At 59.3% G+C, this 14,943-nt stretch carries 18 protein-coding genes; 9 read left to right on the forward strand and 9 right to left on the reverse strand.

The features are described from left to right. The first annotated feature begins 6 nt into the window (after positions 1-6). The 3 genes from ACJD00_RS08320 to ACJD00_RS08330 all read left to right on the forward strand — a co-directional run bounded on the left by ACJD00_RS08320 (position 7) and on the right by ACJD00_RS08330 (position 4,035). Positions 7-1,617 (forward strand): amidohydrolase, encoded by a 1,611-nt coding sequence (locus tag ACJD00_RS08320; protein WP_418906630.1) that lies wholly within the window; start codon positions 7-9, stop codon positions 1,615-1,617. Between the two features lie 363 nt (positions 1,618-1,980). Then, positions 1,981-2,712: a polyprenol monophosphomannose synthase gene (locus ACJD00_RS08325; protein WP_418906631.1), complete on the forward strand. Its 732-nt coding sequence runs from the start codon at positions 1,981-1,983 to the stop codon at positions 2,710-2,712. A gap of 159 nt (positions 2,713-2,871) precedes the next feature. Then, positions 2,872-4,035 carry an IS1249 family transposase gene (locus ACJD00_RS08330; protein ID WP_418906632.1) on the forward strand — a complete coding sequence of 388 codons (1,164 nt, stop codon included), beginning with the start codon at positions 2,872-2,874 and terminating at the stop codon, positions 4,033-4,035. 93 nt (positions 4,036-4,128) lie between these two features. Here the strand turns inward: ACJD00_RS08330 and ACJD00_RS08335 are convergent, their stop codons facing one another. The 5 genes from ACJD00_RS08335 to ACJD00_RS08355 form a co-directional block, all read right to left on the reverse strand. Beyond that, positions 4,129-4,476, reverse strand: coding sequence for an RNA polymerase-binding protein RbpA (locus ACJD00_RS08335; protein ID WP_309407176.1), 348 nt, complete (start codon positions 4,474-4,476; stop codon positions 4,129-4,131). Positions 4,477-4,646: 170 nt separating this feature from the next. Continuing rightward, positions 4,647-5,582 carry an SPFH domain-containing protein gene (locus ACJD00_RS08340; RefSeq protein WP_418906633.1) on the reverse strand — a complete coding sequence of 312 codons (936 nt, stop codon included), beginning with the start codon at positions 5,580-5,582 and terminating at the stop codon, positions 4,647-4,649. Between the two features lie 51 nt (positions 5,583-5,633). Beyond that, positions 5,634-6,104, reverse strand: a complete 471-nt coding sequence (locus tag ACJD00_RS08345) for an NfeD family protein (protein ID WP_418906634.1) — start codon at positions 6,102-6,104, stop codon at positions 5,634-5,636. A gap of 103 nt (positions 6,105-6,207) precedes the next feature. Next, complete coding sequence (locus ACJD00_RS08350; RefSeq protein WP_418906635.1) at positions 6,208-7,056, reverse strand: putative RNA methyltransferase; 849 nt, start codon at positions 7,054-7,056, stop codon at positions 6,208-6,210. Beyond that, the gene (locus ACJD00_RS08355) at positions 7,057-7,698 is read right to left on the reverse strand and encodes a peptide deformylase (RefSeq protein WP_418906636.1); all 642 of its coding nucleotides are present in this window, start codon (positions 7,696-7,698) and stop codon (positions 7,057-7,059) included. Between the two features lie 198 nt (positions 7,699-7,896). Between ACJD00_RS08355 and ACJD00_RS08360 the strand changes: the two genes are divergently transcribed. Next, positions 7,897-8,244, forward strand: a complete 348-nt coding sequence (locus ACJD00_RS08360) for an ArsR/SmtB family transcription factor (protein WP_418906637.1) — start codon at positions 7,897-7,899, stop codon at positions 8,242-8,244. Between the two features lie 118 nt (positions 8,245-8,362). Here the strand turns inward: ACJD00_RS08360 and ACJD00_RS08365 are convergent, their stop codons facing one another. Then, a complete protein-coding gene (locus ACJD00_RS08365) occupies positions 8,363-8,758 on the reverse strand; it encodes a GNAT family N-acetyltransferase (protein ID WP_418906638.1) in 396 nt (131 codons plus the stop codon). 190 nt (positions 8,759-8,948) lie between these two features. Here ACJD00_RS08365 and ACJD00_RS08370 point away from each other — a divergent pair, with 190 nt between their 5' ends. Then, complete coding sequence (locus ACJD00_RS08370) at positions 8,949-9,335, forward strand: DUF3054 domain-containing protein (protein ID WP_418906639.1); 387 nt, start codon at positions 8,949-8,951, stop codon at positions 9,333-9,335. On the opposite strand, the gene ACJD00_RS08375 is transcribed toward ACJD00_RS08370, so the two are convergent. After that, complete coding sequence (locus ACJD00_RS08375; protein WP_418906640.1) at positions 9,297-9,854, reverse strand: hypothetical protein; 558 nt, start codon at positions 9,852-9,854, stop codon at positions 9,297-9,299. The two genes, ACJD00_RS08370 and ACJD00_RS08375, sit on opposite strands and share 39 nt — an antisense overlap. A 3-nt stretch (positions 9,855-9,857) precedes the next feature. Then, positions 9,858-10,454, reverse strand: a complete 597-nt coding sequence (locus ACJD00_RS08380) for a hypothetical protein (protein ID WP_418906641.1) — start codon at positions 10,452-10,454, stop codon at positions 9,858-9,860. 157 nt (positions 10,455-10,611) lie between these two features. On the opposite strand from ACJD00_RS08380, the gene ACJD00_RS08385 reads away from it, so the two are divergent. Further along, positions 10,612-10,893 (forward strand): Lrp/AsnC ligand binding domain-containing protein, encoded by a 282-nt coding sequence (locus ACJD00_RS08385; protein WP_309407156.1) that lies wholly within the window; start codon positions 10,612-10,614, stop codon positions 10,891-10,893. A gap of 70 nt (positions 10,894-10,963) precedes the next feature. Here ACJD00_RS08385 and trpD read toward each other — a convergent pair whose 3' ends face one another. Further along, positions 10,964-12,028 carry an anthranilate phosphoribosyltransferase gene (trpD, locus tag ACJD00_RS08390; RefSeq protein ID WP_418906642.1) on the reverse strand — a complete coding sequence of 355 codons (1,065 nt, stop codon included), beginning with the start codon at positions 12,026-12,028 and terminating at the stop codon, positions 10,964-10,966. 286 nt (positions 12,029-12,314) lie between these two features. On the opposite strand from trpD, the gene ACJD00_RS08395 reads away from it, so the two are divergent. From ACJD00_RS08395 to ACJD00_RS08405, 3 genes are all read left to right on the forward strand, one after another. Continuing rightward, a complete protein-coding gene (locus tag ACJD00_RS08395) occupies positions 12,315-12,953 on the forward strand; it encodes a heme-copper oxidase subunit III (RefSeq protein ID WP_309407153.1) in 639 nt (212 codons plus the stop codon). 73 nt (positions 12,954-13,026) lie between these two features. Continuing rightward, positions 13,027-13,821, forward strand: coding sequence for a cytochrome c (locus tag ACJD00_RS08400; protein WP_309407151.1), 795 nt, complete (start codon positions 13,027-13,029; stop codon positions 13,819-13,821). A gap of 70 nt (positions 13,822-13,891) precedes the next feature. Further along, positions 13,892-14,941, forward strand: a complete 1,050-nt coding sequence (locus tag ACJD00_RS08405; protein WP_418906643.1) for a Rieske 2Fe-2S domain-containing protein — start codon at positions 13,892-13,894, stop codon at positions 14,939-14,941. Positions 14,942-14,943: the final 2 nt, after the last annotated feature.

Raw genomic sequence — 14,943 nt, forward strand, 5'->3', positions numbered from 1 at the left:
AGGTCAATGAGCACCATTCTGTACCGCAATGGCTCCATCTACTCGCAGGCCGACCCGTTCGCCACCGCCATGGTGGTCGACGGTGCGACGATCGCATGGCTGGGCTCCGAGGAGGCCGCCGATGCCCAGGCCGAACGCGTTAGCGAGGTGATCGACCTCGCCGGAGCGCTGATCACCCCCGCCTTCGTTGACGCTCACACGCATCTGGCCGGCCTCGGCCGGCAACTCGAGGGCGGCTCGCTGGAATCGGTGCGTAGTGCCGAGGAGCTGTTGCAACGCGTGGCTGAGCTGGCCGCCGGTGCCACCGGCCCGGTGATGGCCCACGGTTGGGATGACACCCAGTGGAGCGTGGATGGGCTACCGACGCCGGCGCAGCTTTCCGTCGCGGCCGCCGGGCGCGGGTGCTACCTGCTGCGTCGCGACGTGCACAGCGCCTTGGTGGACGCGGACCTGCTCGAGCAGCTGGGCCTGGACGACGTGAGCCCGGGATTGGTGCAGGGCGCGGCTCATGATCGCGTGCGGGCCGCGGTCCTGGCCGCCCACCCGGTGGCCGACAGTGCGGCGCACACGGCGCTGAAGCACTATGCCGCCAAGGGTTATGCCGCGGTGGTGGAAATGGCCGCTCCGCACATTGAGGGAGCCGAGCAGCTCAAGCAGCTCCTGCGCGACACCGACCCGCAGCTACCGGCCGTCTACGCCTATTGGGGTCAGGCCGTCTCCAGTGCCGCGGAAGCCCAGAGCGTCCTGGCCCAGTTTGATTCCCCGCGTGTACTTGGGCTCGGTGGGGACCTGCGTGTCGATGGCTCCCTCGGCAGCCGCACCGCCTACCTACGTGCGGACTACGCCGACGCCGCCGGGCAACGCGGCGAGCTGATGCTCACCTCCGCACGGATCGCCGATCATGTGGTCGCTTGCGCCGAAGCTGGCATCCGCACCGGTTTTCATGTGATCGGTGACTCGGCCATGGATGAGCTGCTCGAAGGATTTGAGCTCGCGGCACAACGGGTAGGCCTCGGACGGGTACAGGCCGGACGCCACGTGGTGGAGCACGCCGAAATGCTCGATGCGGCGCAGCGCCAGCGGATGCTCGCCCTTGGCCTGACCGTGTCCGCGCAGCCCTTATTCGATGCCTACTGGGGACAGCCCGAGGGCATGTACGCCACGCGGCTTGGCGACCGCGCCGAATCGATGAACAACCTTGCGGCGCTGCTTTCCGACGGGATTCCGCTGGTCATCGGTTCCGATGCTCCGGTCTGTGAAGTCGATGGCTGGAAGAACGTCCGCGCGGCGATGCAGCTGAATAATGCGGCAGGACGCATCTCGGCGCGTGCCGCGTTCATTGCCCAAACACGCTCGGCCTACCGGGCGCTGGGGGAGATGAACCCCATGGCCGGGCAGCTGCTGATCGGTGCGCCGGCGACCTTCGCGATCTGGGCGGCCTCCGAATTGGCCGTGCAGACACCCGACACACGCATTAGCTCGTGGAGCACCGATGCCCGTGCCGGAACGCCGATGCTCCCGGTGCTCGACGAGGAAATCCCGCAGTGTCTACGCACCGTTCGCGAAGGTGTAACGCTTTACGATCAGCTACCTGCAGCGACGAAGCCCATAGTCTAGACAATCTTCCAAGTTTTTGAAACGGTCGATAAACGAGGATTTGATCTGTAGTTTTATCGAAAATTGGTGGTCATTCTCTGGTTGACAGGACCGGTGGGGTAGCCACTAGGCTTGGGGGAAGCGGCACGTTGCAACCGGAGCTCTTCCGGCACCCGCGTGCTACTCGATAGTCGATCCCCGGTGACATTAGATAACATTTCACGCCGTTCGCGGTGCACAGAAATAGGGCCGAAGTCACCGGGGATCGCTGCGTTCGGAACACCTCTTAGGCCCTGAGAGTGGATATACTGTGGGTTTGGGTAACCCCCGTCGGCCCGTTAGGGGCCATCGTCCTATGTTGTAGACCATGAAAGGTGCCGCCGCGTGCGCGTCGTTACGATCATTCCGACCTATAACGAGCTTGAATCGTTGCCCATTACCGTCGGACGCCTGCGTCAGGCGGTGCCGGACTCGGATGTCTTGATCGTCGATGACAACTCGCCAGACGGCACCGGGGACCTGGCCGAGAACATGGCCTCCGAGGACTCGGCAATCCACGTGTTGCACCGCACCGGTAAGGAGGGTCTGGGCGCCGCGTACATCGCCGGATTCCGTTGGGCCCTCGAGCGCGACTACGACGTGCTGGTCGAAATGGATGCCGATGGCTCGCATATGCCCGAGCAGCTCCCACGCCTCCTGGAAGCCAGCGAGGCCGGCGCCGACCTCGTTATCGGCTCGCGCTGGGTCAAGGGTGGGGAAGTGGTGAACTGGCCGCTACTGCGCAAGATCATCTCCCGTGGTGGCAGCTTCTACGCGCGCACCATGCTCGGACTGCCGCTACGCGATATCACCGCCGGCTACCGGGCCTTCAAGCGTTCCACCCTTGAAGCCATCGACTTTGACGCCATCGAATCGCGCGGCTACGGATTCCAGGTCGATATGACCTTCCGCGTGGCCATGCTGGGCAAGAAGATCACCGAGGTACCGGTGACCTTCGTCGAGCGCGAACTGGGGGATTCGAAGATGAGCGGCAATATCGTCGTGGAAGCCATGCTCAACGTCACCCGCTGGGGTCTTAGCGCCCGCTGGAACAAGTTGACCAAGAAGTCGCGCTAGCCCAAGCTAGCAACGAAAAAGACCGGCGGTTGCGCCCCCAACAGGGGGACAACCGCCGGTCTTTTGGGGGTTAAGTCTCAAAATGTGTGTACAGAAACCCGCTAAACCCGCACGCCACTAGGAACAACAGTCACGGTACATGCTTTGAAAGCATGTACCGTGGTCAAAGTTGAAAACCAGCCCCGCTGCGGTGTATGCGGAACCAAACAGGTCAAGAACGGGAAAACCAGCGCCGGCCGGACCCGCTGGCGGTGCAAGAACTGCGGAGCTTCGAGCACCCAACGCCGTGAAGACATCACCGCCCGCAAGCACTTCACCGCCTTCTATCAATGGGCCACCGGCAAACAGCCAGCGGCCCGCTGGGGAACCAGCAGAGCCACGTTTCAGCGCACCACCGCTTGGTGCTGGAGCGTGCACCCGACCTTGGAACCGACCGGAGAAATCCACCGGTACCTCATGCTCGACGGCACCTACGTCAACGGGTTCTGCGTGTTGACCGCGTACAACGGTCGGCACATCACCGATTGGCAATTCTGCGACCGGGAGAAGACCGCGTCGTGGACCTTGCTGCTGCAACGCATCCCTGCCCCGCAGGTCGTCATCGTTGATGGCAACGGGCCGCTGGCCAGCGTGATCAAACAGCTCTGGCCCGAGACTCGGGTGCAGCGCTGTTACTTCCATATTCGCCAGAACATCCATAAACACCTCACACGCCACCCCCGCACACTGCCCGGTCAGCAACTATTAGTCCTGGTCAAGGCGCTCACCAAGGTCAGCACGCTCACCGAATCGGTGGCCTGGGAGGAACAATTTCATCAGTGGCACGCAATGCACCAGGCCACGTTGAAGGCCAGGACTTACGCGAAGCACGTCACCGGCCAGCGCCCAGCTCACGTAAAGCAGGGACAGACCTGGTGGTACACGCATCTGCGGTTGCGTCGAGCAGCGCACCTGATCGACTCGCTGCTCCGCGAACGCCACTTGTTCACCTGGTTAGAGGACACCCACCACGAGGATCGCGAGGAGTTACCGCGCACGACCAGCCCTCTGGAAGGCGCGGTGAACGCCCCGATCAAAGAGATCCTCCGAGCCCACCGTGGTCTGAGCGCCGACCACGCGATGACCCTGCTGGAATGGCATCTCTACCAGCACACGCAAGACCCGAAGGATCCGTACAGTTTCGTCAGGCCCGAACACTGGCAGAAGGCCGCATCACGAACGATCGGTAGCGTTGACCCCGACCCTGGACCCGAGCTCTACGGTGCGCACTTCAGCTGGGAAGACGGCAACGGGCTGCGCAAAGGATGGTCCGGACGGGCCTAGCAACAAAAGTTACGCCGGATCCATACACACATTTTGAGGCTTAACCCTCTTTTGGCGTTAGTGGCCCTGGTCGGGCCGCACGTCGCCGGGTGCTTAGACCGCTTCGCCGCGCGATGCGCGTAGCTGGGTTAGCCGGTCGGCAAGGATCTTCTCGAGCTCTTCCTCGCTGCGACGCTCGAGGAGCATATCCCAGTGGGTACGGATCGGCTTATCCGTGGATTCCTCGTCGGCCTTGGCCTCACCATGCACCAGGTGGGCTTCCTTGCCGGTCTTAGTGGTCCACGTGGCGGGCACCTCGGCCTCGGCCGCGAAGACTACGAAGACGCGTTCGCCGTCCTCGCAGCGGTATTCCACACGCTGACGGGCAGCGGGCTCGACACCTGCCTCGGATTCCATGCTCTGTGCACCCAGGCGCATGCCTCGAAGGCTGCGATCGCTCATGTTTTTCCTCCGCGATGGTTCGACGTAGTGGCTATAGTGTCAACGCATGGCAGCGGGGAAACATTCCGCTGCACCCTGACACGTCAAAACATTTATTATACGCGTAAGTGGCGGTGCACCGTTCGGGGCGCACCGCCACTTAGCTAGCTCGGTTCGAAGATGAACGAGACTTAGATCTCCTCGGCCTTGTGGGTGCCGGAGGGGGAGCCGGCATCGGGCTGGTTGGCCAACGGGCCACCCAATGCGCCGCCAATGCCCTTGAGCGCCTCACCCAACTCGCTGGGGATGATCCAGAGCTTGTTGCTCGAACCATCGGCCAGCTTCGGGAGCGTCTGCAGGTACTGGTAGGCCAGCAGCTCGGAGTCGGGACGACCAGCATGGATCGCGTCGAACACCTTCTGAATCGCCTGGGCTTCACCGTCTGCACGCAGGATCGAGGCCTGAGCATCGCCTTCGGCCTTGAGGATCGCGGCCTGGCGTTCACCTTCGGCGGTGAGAATATCGGACTGCTTGGTACCCTCGGCGGTCAGGATGGCCGCACGACGATCACGCTCGGCGCGCATCTGCTTCTCCATCGAGTCCTGGATGGACATTGGAGGATCAATCGCCTTGAGCTCCACGCGAGAGACGCGGATGCCCCACTTGCCGGTGGCCTCATCGAGCACGCCGCGCAGCTGACCGTTGATCTGGTCGCGGCTGGTCAGAGCCTCTTCCAGGTTCAGTCCACCGACCACGTTACGCAAGGTGGTGGTGGTCAGCTGTTCGACAGCTTGAATGTAGTTGGCGATTTCATAGGTCGCAGCGCGAGGCTCGGTGATCTGGAAGTAGACCACGGTGTCGATGGAGACCACCAGGTTATCCTCGGTGATCACCGGCTGTGGCGGGAAGGATACGACCTGTTCGCGGAGGTCCAGCATCGGCAGCAGTCGATCCACGAAGGGGATCAGCAGTGTCAATCCGGGGTTGAGCGTGCGGTTATATTTGCCTAGTCGTTCCACAATGCCAGCACGTGCCTGCGGCACGATACGGACGCTACGGAGCAACACTACGATCACGAAGATCGCCAGGACAATGAGCACGATCGTCAAGCCAAAGTTATCTGGCATGCTCGTTACCTCTTTCCATGTGCTGGGTGATAGTTATGGTCTGTAGTCGTTCTAGATTTCTTCGGTGGGCGCCGGTACGAGGTAGGCCGTAGCACCTTCGATGCGGGCCACTACGGCGTAACTGCCCGGATTCATCACCGGGGCATTGGCTTCAGCACGGGCGGTCCAAATTTCCCCGACTATTTTTGCGCTACCGGAGATGCGCGAGGTTGGCTCCAAAACCAGTGCGTCCTTGCCGATCAAACGATCGACGTTGGTTCGGAATCCGTCCGGGGATTTACGTAAGTGCCGCACGGCAATGGGCCTGATAAACAAGATCATCAACAGCGAAACCACGCCGAAGATCACGACTTGCAACCAGATTTCCCCGTTGAGTAGGGCGGTAACGACACCGCCGAGCGCTCCGACGCCGAGCATGATGAAGTAAAGATCCAGCGAGATCATCTCGATAATGGCCAGCAGTAAAAAGAGCGCAAGCCACACAATCCATGCGTTATTTATGATCCATTCAGCCGCTGTCATGGCCTCCACCTTCAATCAGGGACGTGCTATGCCACCGATGTGGCTTTGCGTCCTATTCTGCCGCACGAATACGCGAAACCGCGTACCTATTTGGGCGTATATTTCACGAACGATGCCCGAATACATAAATGCCGAAGGCCGCGGTGACGGTTTGCGGGCCCAATCCGGCGGCGATCTGCTCAAGGTCGGACAACGCTTGATGGTGCCCTGCCGGTCCCATGAATGCCAGGTCTGCCAGTTGTTGTGGGCTAGCGGAAAATTCGTGGCGGAGGTGCTTCTCATCGAGCAGCTCGAGGCCGGCGGGTGAGAACTTCTCCAACAACTGGTCGCGTTTGTTGCCGCCAATGCCGAGCATGCCCAGGGGTTCGCGGACCTCTTGAAGATGATCGGGCAGACCGGTGACCACGATGCAGCGTCCCGTGGGTCGCAAAACGCGGGCGAACTCCGCGGGGTTGTGCGGGGCGAAACAGTTCAGTACAAGGTCGCACGAGCCATCCGCGGCCGGAAGACGACGCCAGAGATCCCAGACGACGGCCGTGGTCTTCGGAAGCTTCGCGGCGCGTCGCATGGCGTAGCGCGAGATATCTAGCGCCAAGGCCGAAGCCTCGGGCAAGGCGTTGGCCTGGAGGATTTCACCGAGGTAATAGCCGGTGCCGGCGCCGGCATCCACAATATTGCTAGGCGGCGACGCCGGAATCGCACGCGCACGCTCGATCAATTCCTGAGCCAAGGGGGAGTAGTGCCCGGTGGCCTGGAATCGTTCACGGGCGGCCACCATGGGCGCAGTATCCTCGAGGAATTTGGTGCCAGCCCCGGTGAGGAAGTTGTAGTATCCCTGCTTAGCTGGATCGAAACGATGGTTCGCATCGCAGGCCAACGTGGCTCGCGAACCTTCCAGAATGTGGAGTTCCGTCTGGCAGATCGGACAGTAGATATCAATCGTTGCGCGCACCTAGAAGCCCAGAACCTTGCGTGCAGCATCGACATGTAGACCCGGGTAACGCGACAGTTCGCCTTGCCCGATCAGTGAGCGTGTCTCGGCACAGTCGATGTAGACGGTGCCGGCCAAATGATCGGTCTCATGCTGGAAAATTCGTGCTTGCCAGCCACTGAAGGATCGCTGGATCTTGGTGCCAGAGGCATCGCTAAACGACGTTTCGATGTCGGCCGGACGCGTGACTACGGCCTGAAAGCCGGTAAACGACAGACAACCTTCAAAGAAGCTGGCGGTGCGATCACCCGCCGGGGAGTACGACGGATTAAAGATTTCGAGGTACTCCAACGGTTCGCGTTCCCGGTCCGCGGCGATGGCTGGATCAAGTGTGTACTGGTCTTCTAGCACCGCAATCTGCAGGGATATACCAACTTGGGGAGCGGCGAGACCGACACCTGGGGCGTGGTGCATCGTGTGACGCATGACGCGGAGAAATTCGCTCAGTAGGTCATCGGGTAGCTGGCCGTCGTAAGGCTCGGCGTTCTGGCGAAGCGCTGGATGCCCTAATTGCACGATGGGCACAATATCGTCGGTAGCTTCGGAGACCAGGCGTTCGACCTGATCGCGAAGCTGGGATGACCTCGAGGATTGACTGCTCATAGATCTAGTATTTCTGATTTCAGGGCGAACACCACACCGACGCATATTATGTAAAGTAATAAGTTTCACCGTGTCAGCGACGGGGAAGTGCCGCAATGGTTGCATTCCGTGGCGAGGCGCTCATAATGGGAAGCATCCTCAGGCCCCAAGCGGTGCCTCCGGAATAAACGGTCAACGGTGATACGGGGCGTGATGATCATGACGCAGGGTAACAACGGTGCCGAGATGCAATTCCTCGCTAGCGACGAGCTTGAGATGGCTTCCGGCATATTGGGTACGTTGTCAGATCCGATGCGCCTACAGATGCTCTGGGCGCTGTGCCAAGGTGAATGCACGCTTAGCGACTTAGCCCAGCAATGCGGCGTGAGCACCAACGTAGCCAGCCAACTAATGACTCGCTTACGAACAGCTGGAGTTCTGCGTTCGCACAAAGATGGACGGCACGTGATCTACGAACTGCACGACGACCAGCTGCGAGACTTCATTGAGAGCGTCGTAGACATGGCACGCCGTCGTCTGCGCATGGAGCTCGATGATGCCTCGTAGCCAGATACCAACTAGCTCAAACCCCTGATTATCAGCAGGGCATCAAAGAGCCGATAATCTACATTATGTAAAGTAGTGGATTCTTTGCCCTACCCCGGCGCGCTAATGCTTATGACAATTATTCGCGACGAGCCCGATTTGTACGCGGCTTACGAGAATCTACGGAGAACCCAGGATAGCTAGGAAAGCCGCCGACGTAGTCTGCGACGAAACCCATGGATTCGTAGAACGATATGGATTCTGGTCTAGCTTGCCAGTCAAGGATCATGGGATGGGCTCTGTTATAGGCCCACTCGATTGCATATTCGACGAGCGCCCGGCCCAGACCTTGATGTCGGACCGTCCCTCGCACATAGAGACCATGTATCCGGCCCACGCTGAACGTCGTACGGAACGTCGATCCATAGTCTTGCGCTAAAAGATATCCACCAAGCGATGGACCTGTGCCAATGACCCCAAGTAGCCATTGATCATCCTGAATCGTGGCGCGAAGTCGCGTCTTGAATTCGCTCAAGCTTAGGTCCAGTCCCCCGCTAAATTCTCCCGCAAGGCTGAACAGGTCGTCGACATCATCTGGTATGACCTGTCTGACGATAGAGCTCTCGAGTGCCCTGCTCGAAGCCTAACGCGCCGCTCGTGTGCTGACTACATGGTGACTATCCATTCAAGAACTCTCTGACACCTGGTGGACTACGATGGAGAGTATGTCTGAGAAGCCCGCGCGTTGGATTACCTACCTCGTTATTGACCTAGTACTCATTGTTCTGTTCGCGGCGCTCGGCCGACGCGAACATGAACATGGACTATCCCTCGCTGGAATTCTAGAGACTGCTGCCCCATTCCTCATGGCTTACCTAGTTATGGCGTTGCTTTCACGGCCATGGCTCAGCATCAACAAGATCTGGCCCGCCGGCGTCCTCGTCTGGATCGGCACGGTTGCCTTCGGTATTGCCTTGCGTCTGCTATTCGGAAGCACAGCAGCGGTTCCTTTTATTATCATTGCCACCATTGTGCTCGGTGTGTTCTTGCTCGGTCGCCGTGTGCTGACCAAATTACTGCACAAGCGGCTGACCCAGCAGGGCAACGCCTAGTCCGTAACCAGCAAGCGCGGTGAGTCCGCTTGAAAAAGTACCTAGGATAAATTGCTCGGCGGCAACGGTGTCCTTCAGTTCAGCGAAGCGACCGAGTCCCTTGATGGCCATGACGACCGCGATTCCTTCGGGCCAGCCTGCCCACAGGGAAACGATGATGGCCGTACGTTCGAGAAGGCCGATCCAGAGTCCTCCCTTCAGCGGCGATGGGTCTCTGTCAGTTTCGCCAGCATGTTCGGTACGTGCGCGAGCAAAAACGGCTTCGGTGAACGGTCCACCGCATAAAACCGCATAGAGCCCCGTCATGGCGATAATCCACGGAGCTGGCATCCACGACTGGCCCTGCTCCCCCGACGTCGCACCTCCGATAATTGCAAAGATGCCACTGAGCGCGCCTAGAGCCAAAGCAAGCACGGTAAGAAGCCTTTTGAGGCGCAGGCGTTTTGGCGCCTCAAGGGCGAAGGCCCCGCCACCAGCGGCTGTGCCTAGAACAAGTGCGATGAACGACAGAACGAGCATTCCTTATTCCTTTTCTAGCTTCTTAAGTTCTTCGTCCAGTGCTGTGGCTGCGTGCTCCATAAGTCGCTGACATTCGAACCACAGGGCGGCCGCCACACGCGAAGACACGGCCTGTTGACTGATGCCTAGTTTCTCGGCCGCTTCGGCTTGGGTATAGCCCTGGTCCAACAAGGTACCGGCCTCCCATGCTGTCGAGCGGCGTTTCGCGACGATATTCGACAGTAGCTGAAGTTCGACTTCGAGACGCTCCGACTCCCCCGTTGCCCCTGCCACGGCGAGGTGTCCAGAGGAATGTTTGGCGCGTTCCACAGCTTCTCGCGCGTACTCAAAAGCAAGACCACGCCCGGCACGTGTTTCGCTGGGTAGCGGTTCTTCAACTGAGCCATATCCTAGCCCTACGCTCCAGTCGCCGGATGCTGCAAGCATGACGGCAAGACGCACCGCTTCAAGTGAATTGTCGAGCACGGCCTGAACTTCATCGCCGGCGGTCCGCTGAAAGGGCCGAATGTGTGACACCGTAGAGTTAGCGCGATCTATTAACTCGGCAACCTTATCTTCCGAGCTACGCGAGTGACGCTGGTCGATAGTCAAGACGATCATGGAACAAGGTTATAACTTTGTATTCGAAAGTACAAGGTTTTAAATTTGTATCGTGTGCTACGCACTTAAAGCTTTGTGCTTTCTGTGCGCCAATCCGCTGGACTAGACTCGTGATCAAAGGAAAATTGCCCGAAGAGAGACCTTGGAGGTACCCATAGTGGTCACCGCATTCGTGATGATCCAGACCGCCACCGACAGTATTCCCGAGTGTGCGCAACAAATTTCGGAGATCGAGGGGATCAGCGAGGTCTACTCAGTCGCTGGCGACTGGGACCTTATTGCCGTGGCGCGCGTAACCCGGCACGAAGATCTGGCCGAAGTGATTGCCAACAAGCTCTCAAAGATCCCCGGAATTCGCGGCACTCAGACGCATATTGCCTTCCGCGCGTATTCAGCTCATGACCTGGAGGCAGCCTTCTCGCTGGGTCTTGACGACTAGTCTTTAGGTGCAGAATCACGGGGGCGGAACATCAAATGATGTTCCGCCCCCGTTGCCTGTGCACGGCGTGCTATCCGACGATTCGAGTGGTGCTATTGGCCCACCGTTGTAGCGTTTCGCCTGCGGCGCCGGAGTCGATTGAATGTGCCGCGCGCTCCAAGGCCGATTCCATTCGTTGCTGGAATGGTTGGTCCGCGGAATCTTCAAACGCGACGATGCCGGCGGCAGAGTTCAGTAGTACGGCGTCGCGGACCGGGCCCTGGGCGCCCTGAACAATATCCCGAACTACCTGGGCGTTTGCTGCGGCTTCTCCCCCGCACAAGTCATCGAGCGTTGCCCGCTCAAGGCCAATGTCACGCGCATCAAAGGTGAATTCTTCGACCTTCCCGTTGCGCACTTCCCAGACACGGTTGGCCGCTGTAGTCGTCATTTCATCAAGTCCGTCGTCACCCCGGAACACAAGACCGCGGACACCGCGCTGGGCCAGAACGCCGGCCATGATGGGCGCCATGCGCAGGTCGGAGCAGCCAATGGCTGAGGCGTTGGGAAGTGCCGGATTTGTCAGTGGTCCCATGAAGTTAAAGGCGGTCGGAACTCGCAGTTCCCTGCGGGCGCCGGCAACGTGTCGCATCGAGGGATGAAATACGTTCGCGAAGCAAAAGGCGATGCCCACCTCGTCAAATACTTCCGATAGCCGCTCGACGGGTACATCGAGCCGTACATTGAGCGCCTCGAGGACATCGGCGGACCCGGACGACGACGAAGATGCTCGATTGCCGTGTTTAACGATCTTGATGCCGGCTCCGGCGCAGACCAGCGTGGACATCGTCGAAATATTCACGGTGTTCTGCCGGTCGCCGCCGGTGCCTACAATGTCTAGAGTTTGTTCTTCGATGTACAAGGGTCTTGCGTTCTCGACCATGGAGTCGACCAGACCGGTCAATTCATCAACCGTCTCGCCCTTGGAGCGCAGTCCGACCAGTAGACCTGCGATCTGTACATCGCTGGCTTGCCCGGTCATGATTTGGCCCATTGCCCAAGCGGCCTCCGCGCGCGTGAGATCCCGGCCGGAAATCACGGCCGACAAAAGGTTTGGCCAGGTTGGGAACTTTTCATTTTGAGCTGTCGTTGACACGTTGTAAGCGTATCGAGGGCATGGGCTACGCTTCCACTTCATTGCGTGTCACGAAGGAAAAATCTAGGGCGCAGGTCACCTGAAAACACCCGGAAATAGGTAACAAATTCGTTGCCTAAGTGGTGCGGGAGTATGACGCGCCGTAAGGCGCTCTACGAATTGTAGAAAGACTTTCGAGCCAACTTCCCCGTGTTTCCGCGGCTCTGGGCTCTATGTGGCGTAGAAAACCTCTGTCACGCCGGTTTTGCATTGGTATATGTAGGCCGTTTAGAGACATAATGTCAGTGTGACAACTGCGACTCATGCCCCAAATACGACGGCGCACCATGCGCCGAACCGCCCAAACATGGTGTCGGTGGGAACGATGGTATGGCTCTCGAGCGAGCTCATGTTCTTCGCCGCGCTTTTTGCCATGTATTTCAGCCTTCGTGCGGCCGCCCCAGAAATGTGGGCGACTGAAACCGCGAAGTTGAACGTACCGTTCGCGCTGATCAACACCATCATCCTGGTGTCCAGCTCCTTCAGCTGCCAGCTTGGCGTTTTCCGCGCCGAAGAGTTCAAGGCCCGCCGTAGTGGCGGCGTCTTCAACGTTAAGGAATGGGGAATGATCGAATGGTTCATTCTCACCTTCATCCTTGGCGCGATCTTTGTTGCCGTGCAGGCCTATGAATACACCGAACTGGTTCACCACGGTATTGCCCTGAACTCGAACTCCTACGGTTCTGCCTTCTACATGACCACCGGCTTCCACGGCATGCACGTGCTCGGTGGCCTTATCGCCTTCTTGCTGATCATTGGCCGTGCCATGCTCGCCAAGAAGTTCGGTCACTTCGAGGCAACCGGCGGCATCGTTGTGTCCTACTACTGGCACTTCGTTGACGTCGTGTGGATCGCGCTGTTCGTGATCATCTACTTCTTGAAGTAGGCAACAAATATTCATCGGTTGCCTCCATAGAAGTAGGGCAACACCACACCAAGACAAAGTGAGGAACCAGCAAGTGAAGGCTCTTTCCAAAAAGCGCCGCCACCCGCTCGCCGCTGTGGCTCTGCTGTTGTTCGGATTGCTTATCACCGGCAGTCTCTACACCGCAGCGGGAAATATCCAGGAAGCGAAGGCGGCGGAAACTAGCACCGCTTCGCAGAGCGATATTGAGGAAGGCGGCAAGCTCTTCGTTGCCAACTGTGCCACTTGCCACGGCAAGAACGCCGAAGGGACCAACGATGGTCCGTCGCTGATCGGCGTTGGTGCCGCAGCCGTTGACTTCCAGGTCGGCACCGGCCGTATGCCGATGCAGATGCAGGGCCCACAGGCTCAGGTCAAGCCGGTTCAGTTCGACGACGAGCAGATCTCCCAGTTGGCTGCTTACGTAGCTAGCCTCGGAGCCGGCCCGGCCATCCCCGACGAGCAGTACCTCGACACTTCCGAGGGCGACGCTGCACACGGTGGCACCGTCTTCCGCGTGAACTGCGCCATGTGCCACAACGCTGCCGCTGCTGGTGGTGCGTTGACCCGCGGTAAGTTCGCGCCGACGCTAACTGGTGTCGAAGAGAAGCACATTTACGAAGCCATGGCGACCGGCCCGCAGAACATGCCGGTGTTCAACGACTCGAACATCACCCCGACCGAGAAGCGTGACGTGATCACCTTCCTGAAGACCATTGAAGCTAATGGTTCCGCCGGTGGTGCCGCATTGGGTTCCTTGGGTCCTGTGGCTGAGGGTCTGTTTATCTGGACCGCTGGTCTGGGAATCGTTATCGCCTTCACCATCTGGCTGACCTCGCGTCCTTCCTAAGGCGCCCGCGGTGTTAGAGCCGCGACATCACTACGTACGAAAATTCCTAAGAGAAGGATGAGAGAGAAACATGGGCGACCATAGTCACGGCAGTCCCGAAGACTCGGGCACCGTTGCTAAGGCTGACGATGTGGCTCAGGACCGTTTCCCGGATCCGGGCCTACCCCCACACCGTCCGCGTCTCGCAGATCGCGATCCGCGCGCAGCCAAGCGACACGAGCGCCAGGTAGCGCTGCTATTTACCATCTCCATCATCGGCACGCTGTTCTTCTTCGTTGCCTACTTTGTGCTGGGTCAGCTGGGCGATATGAGCTTCGCCGAGTTGCGTGTGCAGAACGCCGCGTTGGGCCTTGGTACCGCCTTTGCCATGCTCGGCATCGGTGTCGGCATTGTGCACTGGGCTAAGACCCTGATGCCGGACCACGAGCTGGTGGAAGAGCGTCACGAAATCCGTTCGGAAGCAGACCGCAAGGATGCTCAGGAGATCATCGACACCGTTCTCGATGAGTCGGGCATCAAGCGCCGTCCGCTGATCCGCAATACCCTGATCGGTGCCATTGCATTGGCTCCGATTCCGGCGATCTTCATGTTCCGCGATCTTGACCGCACCGGTAACACCGCTAGCGAGATGATCGACAGCCTGCGTCACACCATGTGGGACACCGGCGTGCGTCTGACTCGCGACCCATCGGGAACCCCGATCAAGGCCGCAGATGTTCAGATCGGTTCGGCCTTCCACGTTATTCCTGAGGGTCTGAACGAAGCCGAGCAGCCGCTGAACGAAAAGGCTAAGGCCGTCGTTCTGTTGATGCGCATGGACCCGAAGGAGATGAACGTCTCCCCCGGTCGCGAGGACTGGAACGTTGACGGTATCGTCGCTTACTCCAAGATTTGCACTCACGTGGGTTGCCCGATTGCACTTTACGAGCAGCACACCCACCACCTGCTGTGCCCGTGCCACCAGTCGACCTTCGACCTCGCCAACGAGTGCAAGGTTGTCTTCGGTCCGGCAGGTCACGCACTTCCGCAGTTGCCGATCGAGGTTGACGCCGAGGGTTACCTGGTAGCCAAGAGCGACTTCCATGAGCCGGTTGGCCCGAGCTACTGGGAGCGTGGTTAATC

The organism is Glutamicibacter endophyticus (genome assembly GCF_048457885.1).
Taxonomy (GTDB): domain Bacteria; phylum Actinomycetota; class Actinomycetes; order Actinomycetales; family Micrococcaceae; genus Glutamicibacter; species Glutamicibacter endophyticus.

Bases quoted from the DNA above. Each gene is read 5' to 3' on its own strand.
- ACJD00_RS08320 (WP_418906630.1), top strand. From the start codon at position 7: ATGAGCACCATTCTGTACCGCAATGGCTCCATCTACTCGCAGGCCGAC.
- ACJD00_RS08335 (WP_309407176.1), bottom strand. From the start codon at position 4,476: ATGAGCGATCGCAGCCTTCGAGGCATGCGCCTGGGTGCACAGAGCATG.
- ACJD00_RS08340 (WP_418906633.1), bottom strand. From the start codon at position 5,582: ATGCCAGATAACTTTGGCTTGACGATCGTGCTCATTGTCCTGGCGATC.
- ACJD00_RS08345 (WP_418906634.1), bottom strand. From the start codon at position 6,104: ATGACAGCGGCTGAATGGATCATAAATAACGCATGGATTGTGTGGCTT.
- ACJD00_RS08355 (WP_418906636.1), bottom strand. From the start codon at position 7,698: ATGAGCAGTCAATCCTCGAGGTCATCCCAGCTTCGCGATCAGGTCGAA.
- ACJD00_RS08360 (WP_418906637.1), top strand. From the start codon at position 7,897: ATGACGCAGGGTAACAACGGTGCCGAGATGCAATTCCTCGCTAGCGAC.
- ACJD00_RS08370 (WP_418906639.1), top strand. From the start codon at position 8,949: ATGTCTGAGAAGCCCGCGCGTTGGATTACCTACCTCGTTATTGACCTA.
- ACJD00_RS08375 (WP_418906640.1), bottom strand. From the start codon at position 9,854: ATGCTCGTTCTGTCGTTCATCGCACTTGTTCTAGGCACAGCCGCTGGT.
- ACJD00_RS08380 (WP_418906641.1), bottom strand. From the start codon at position 10,454: ATGATCGTCTTGACTATCGACCAGCGTCACTCGCGTAGCTCGGAAGAT.
- ACJD00_RS08405 (WP_418906643.1), top strand. From the start codon at position 13,892: ATGGGCGACCATAGTCACGGCAGTCCCGAAGACTCGGGCACCGTTGCT.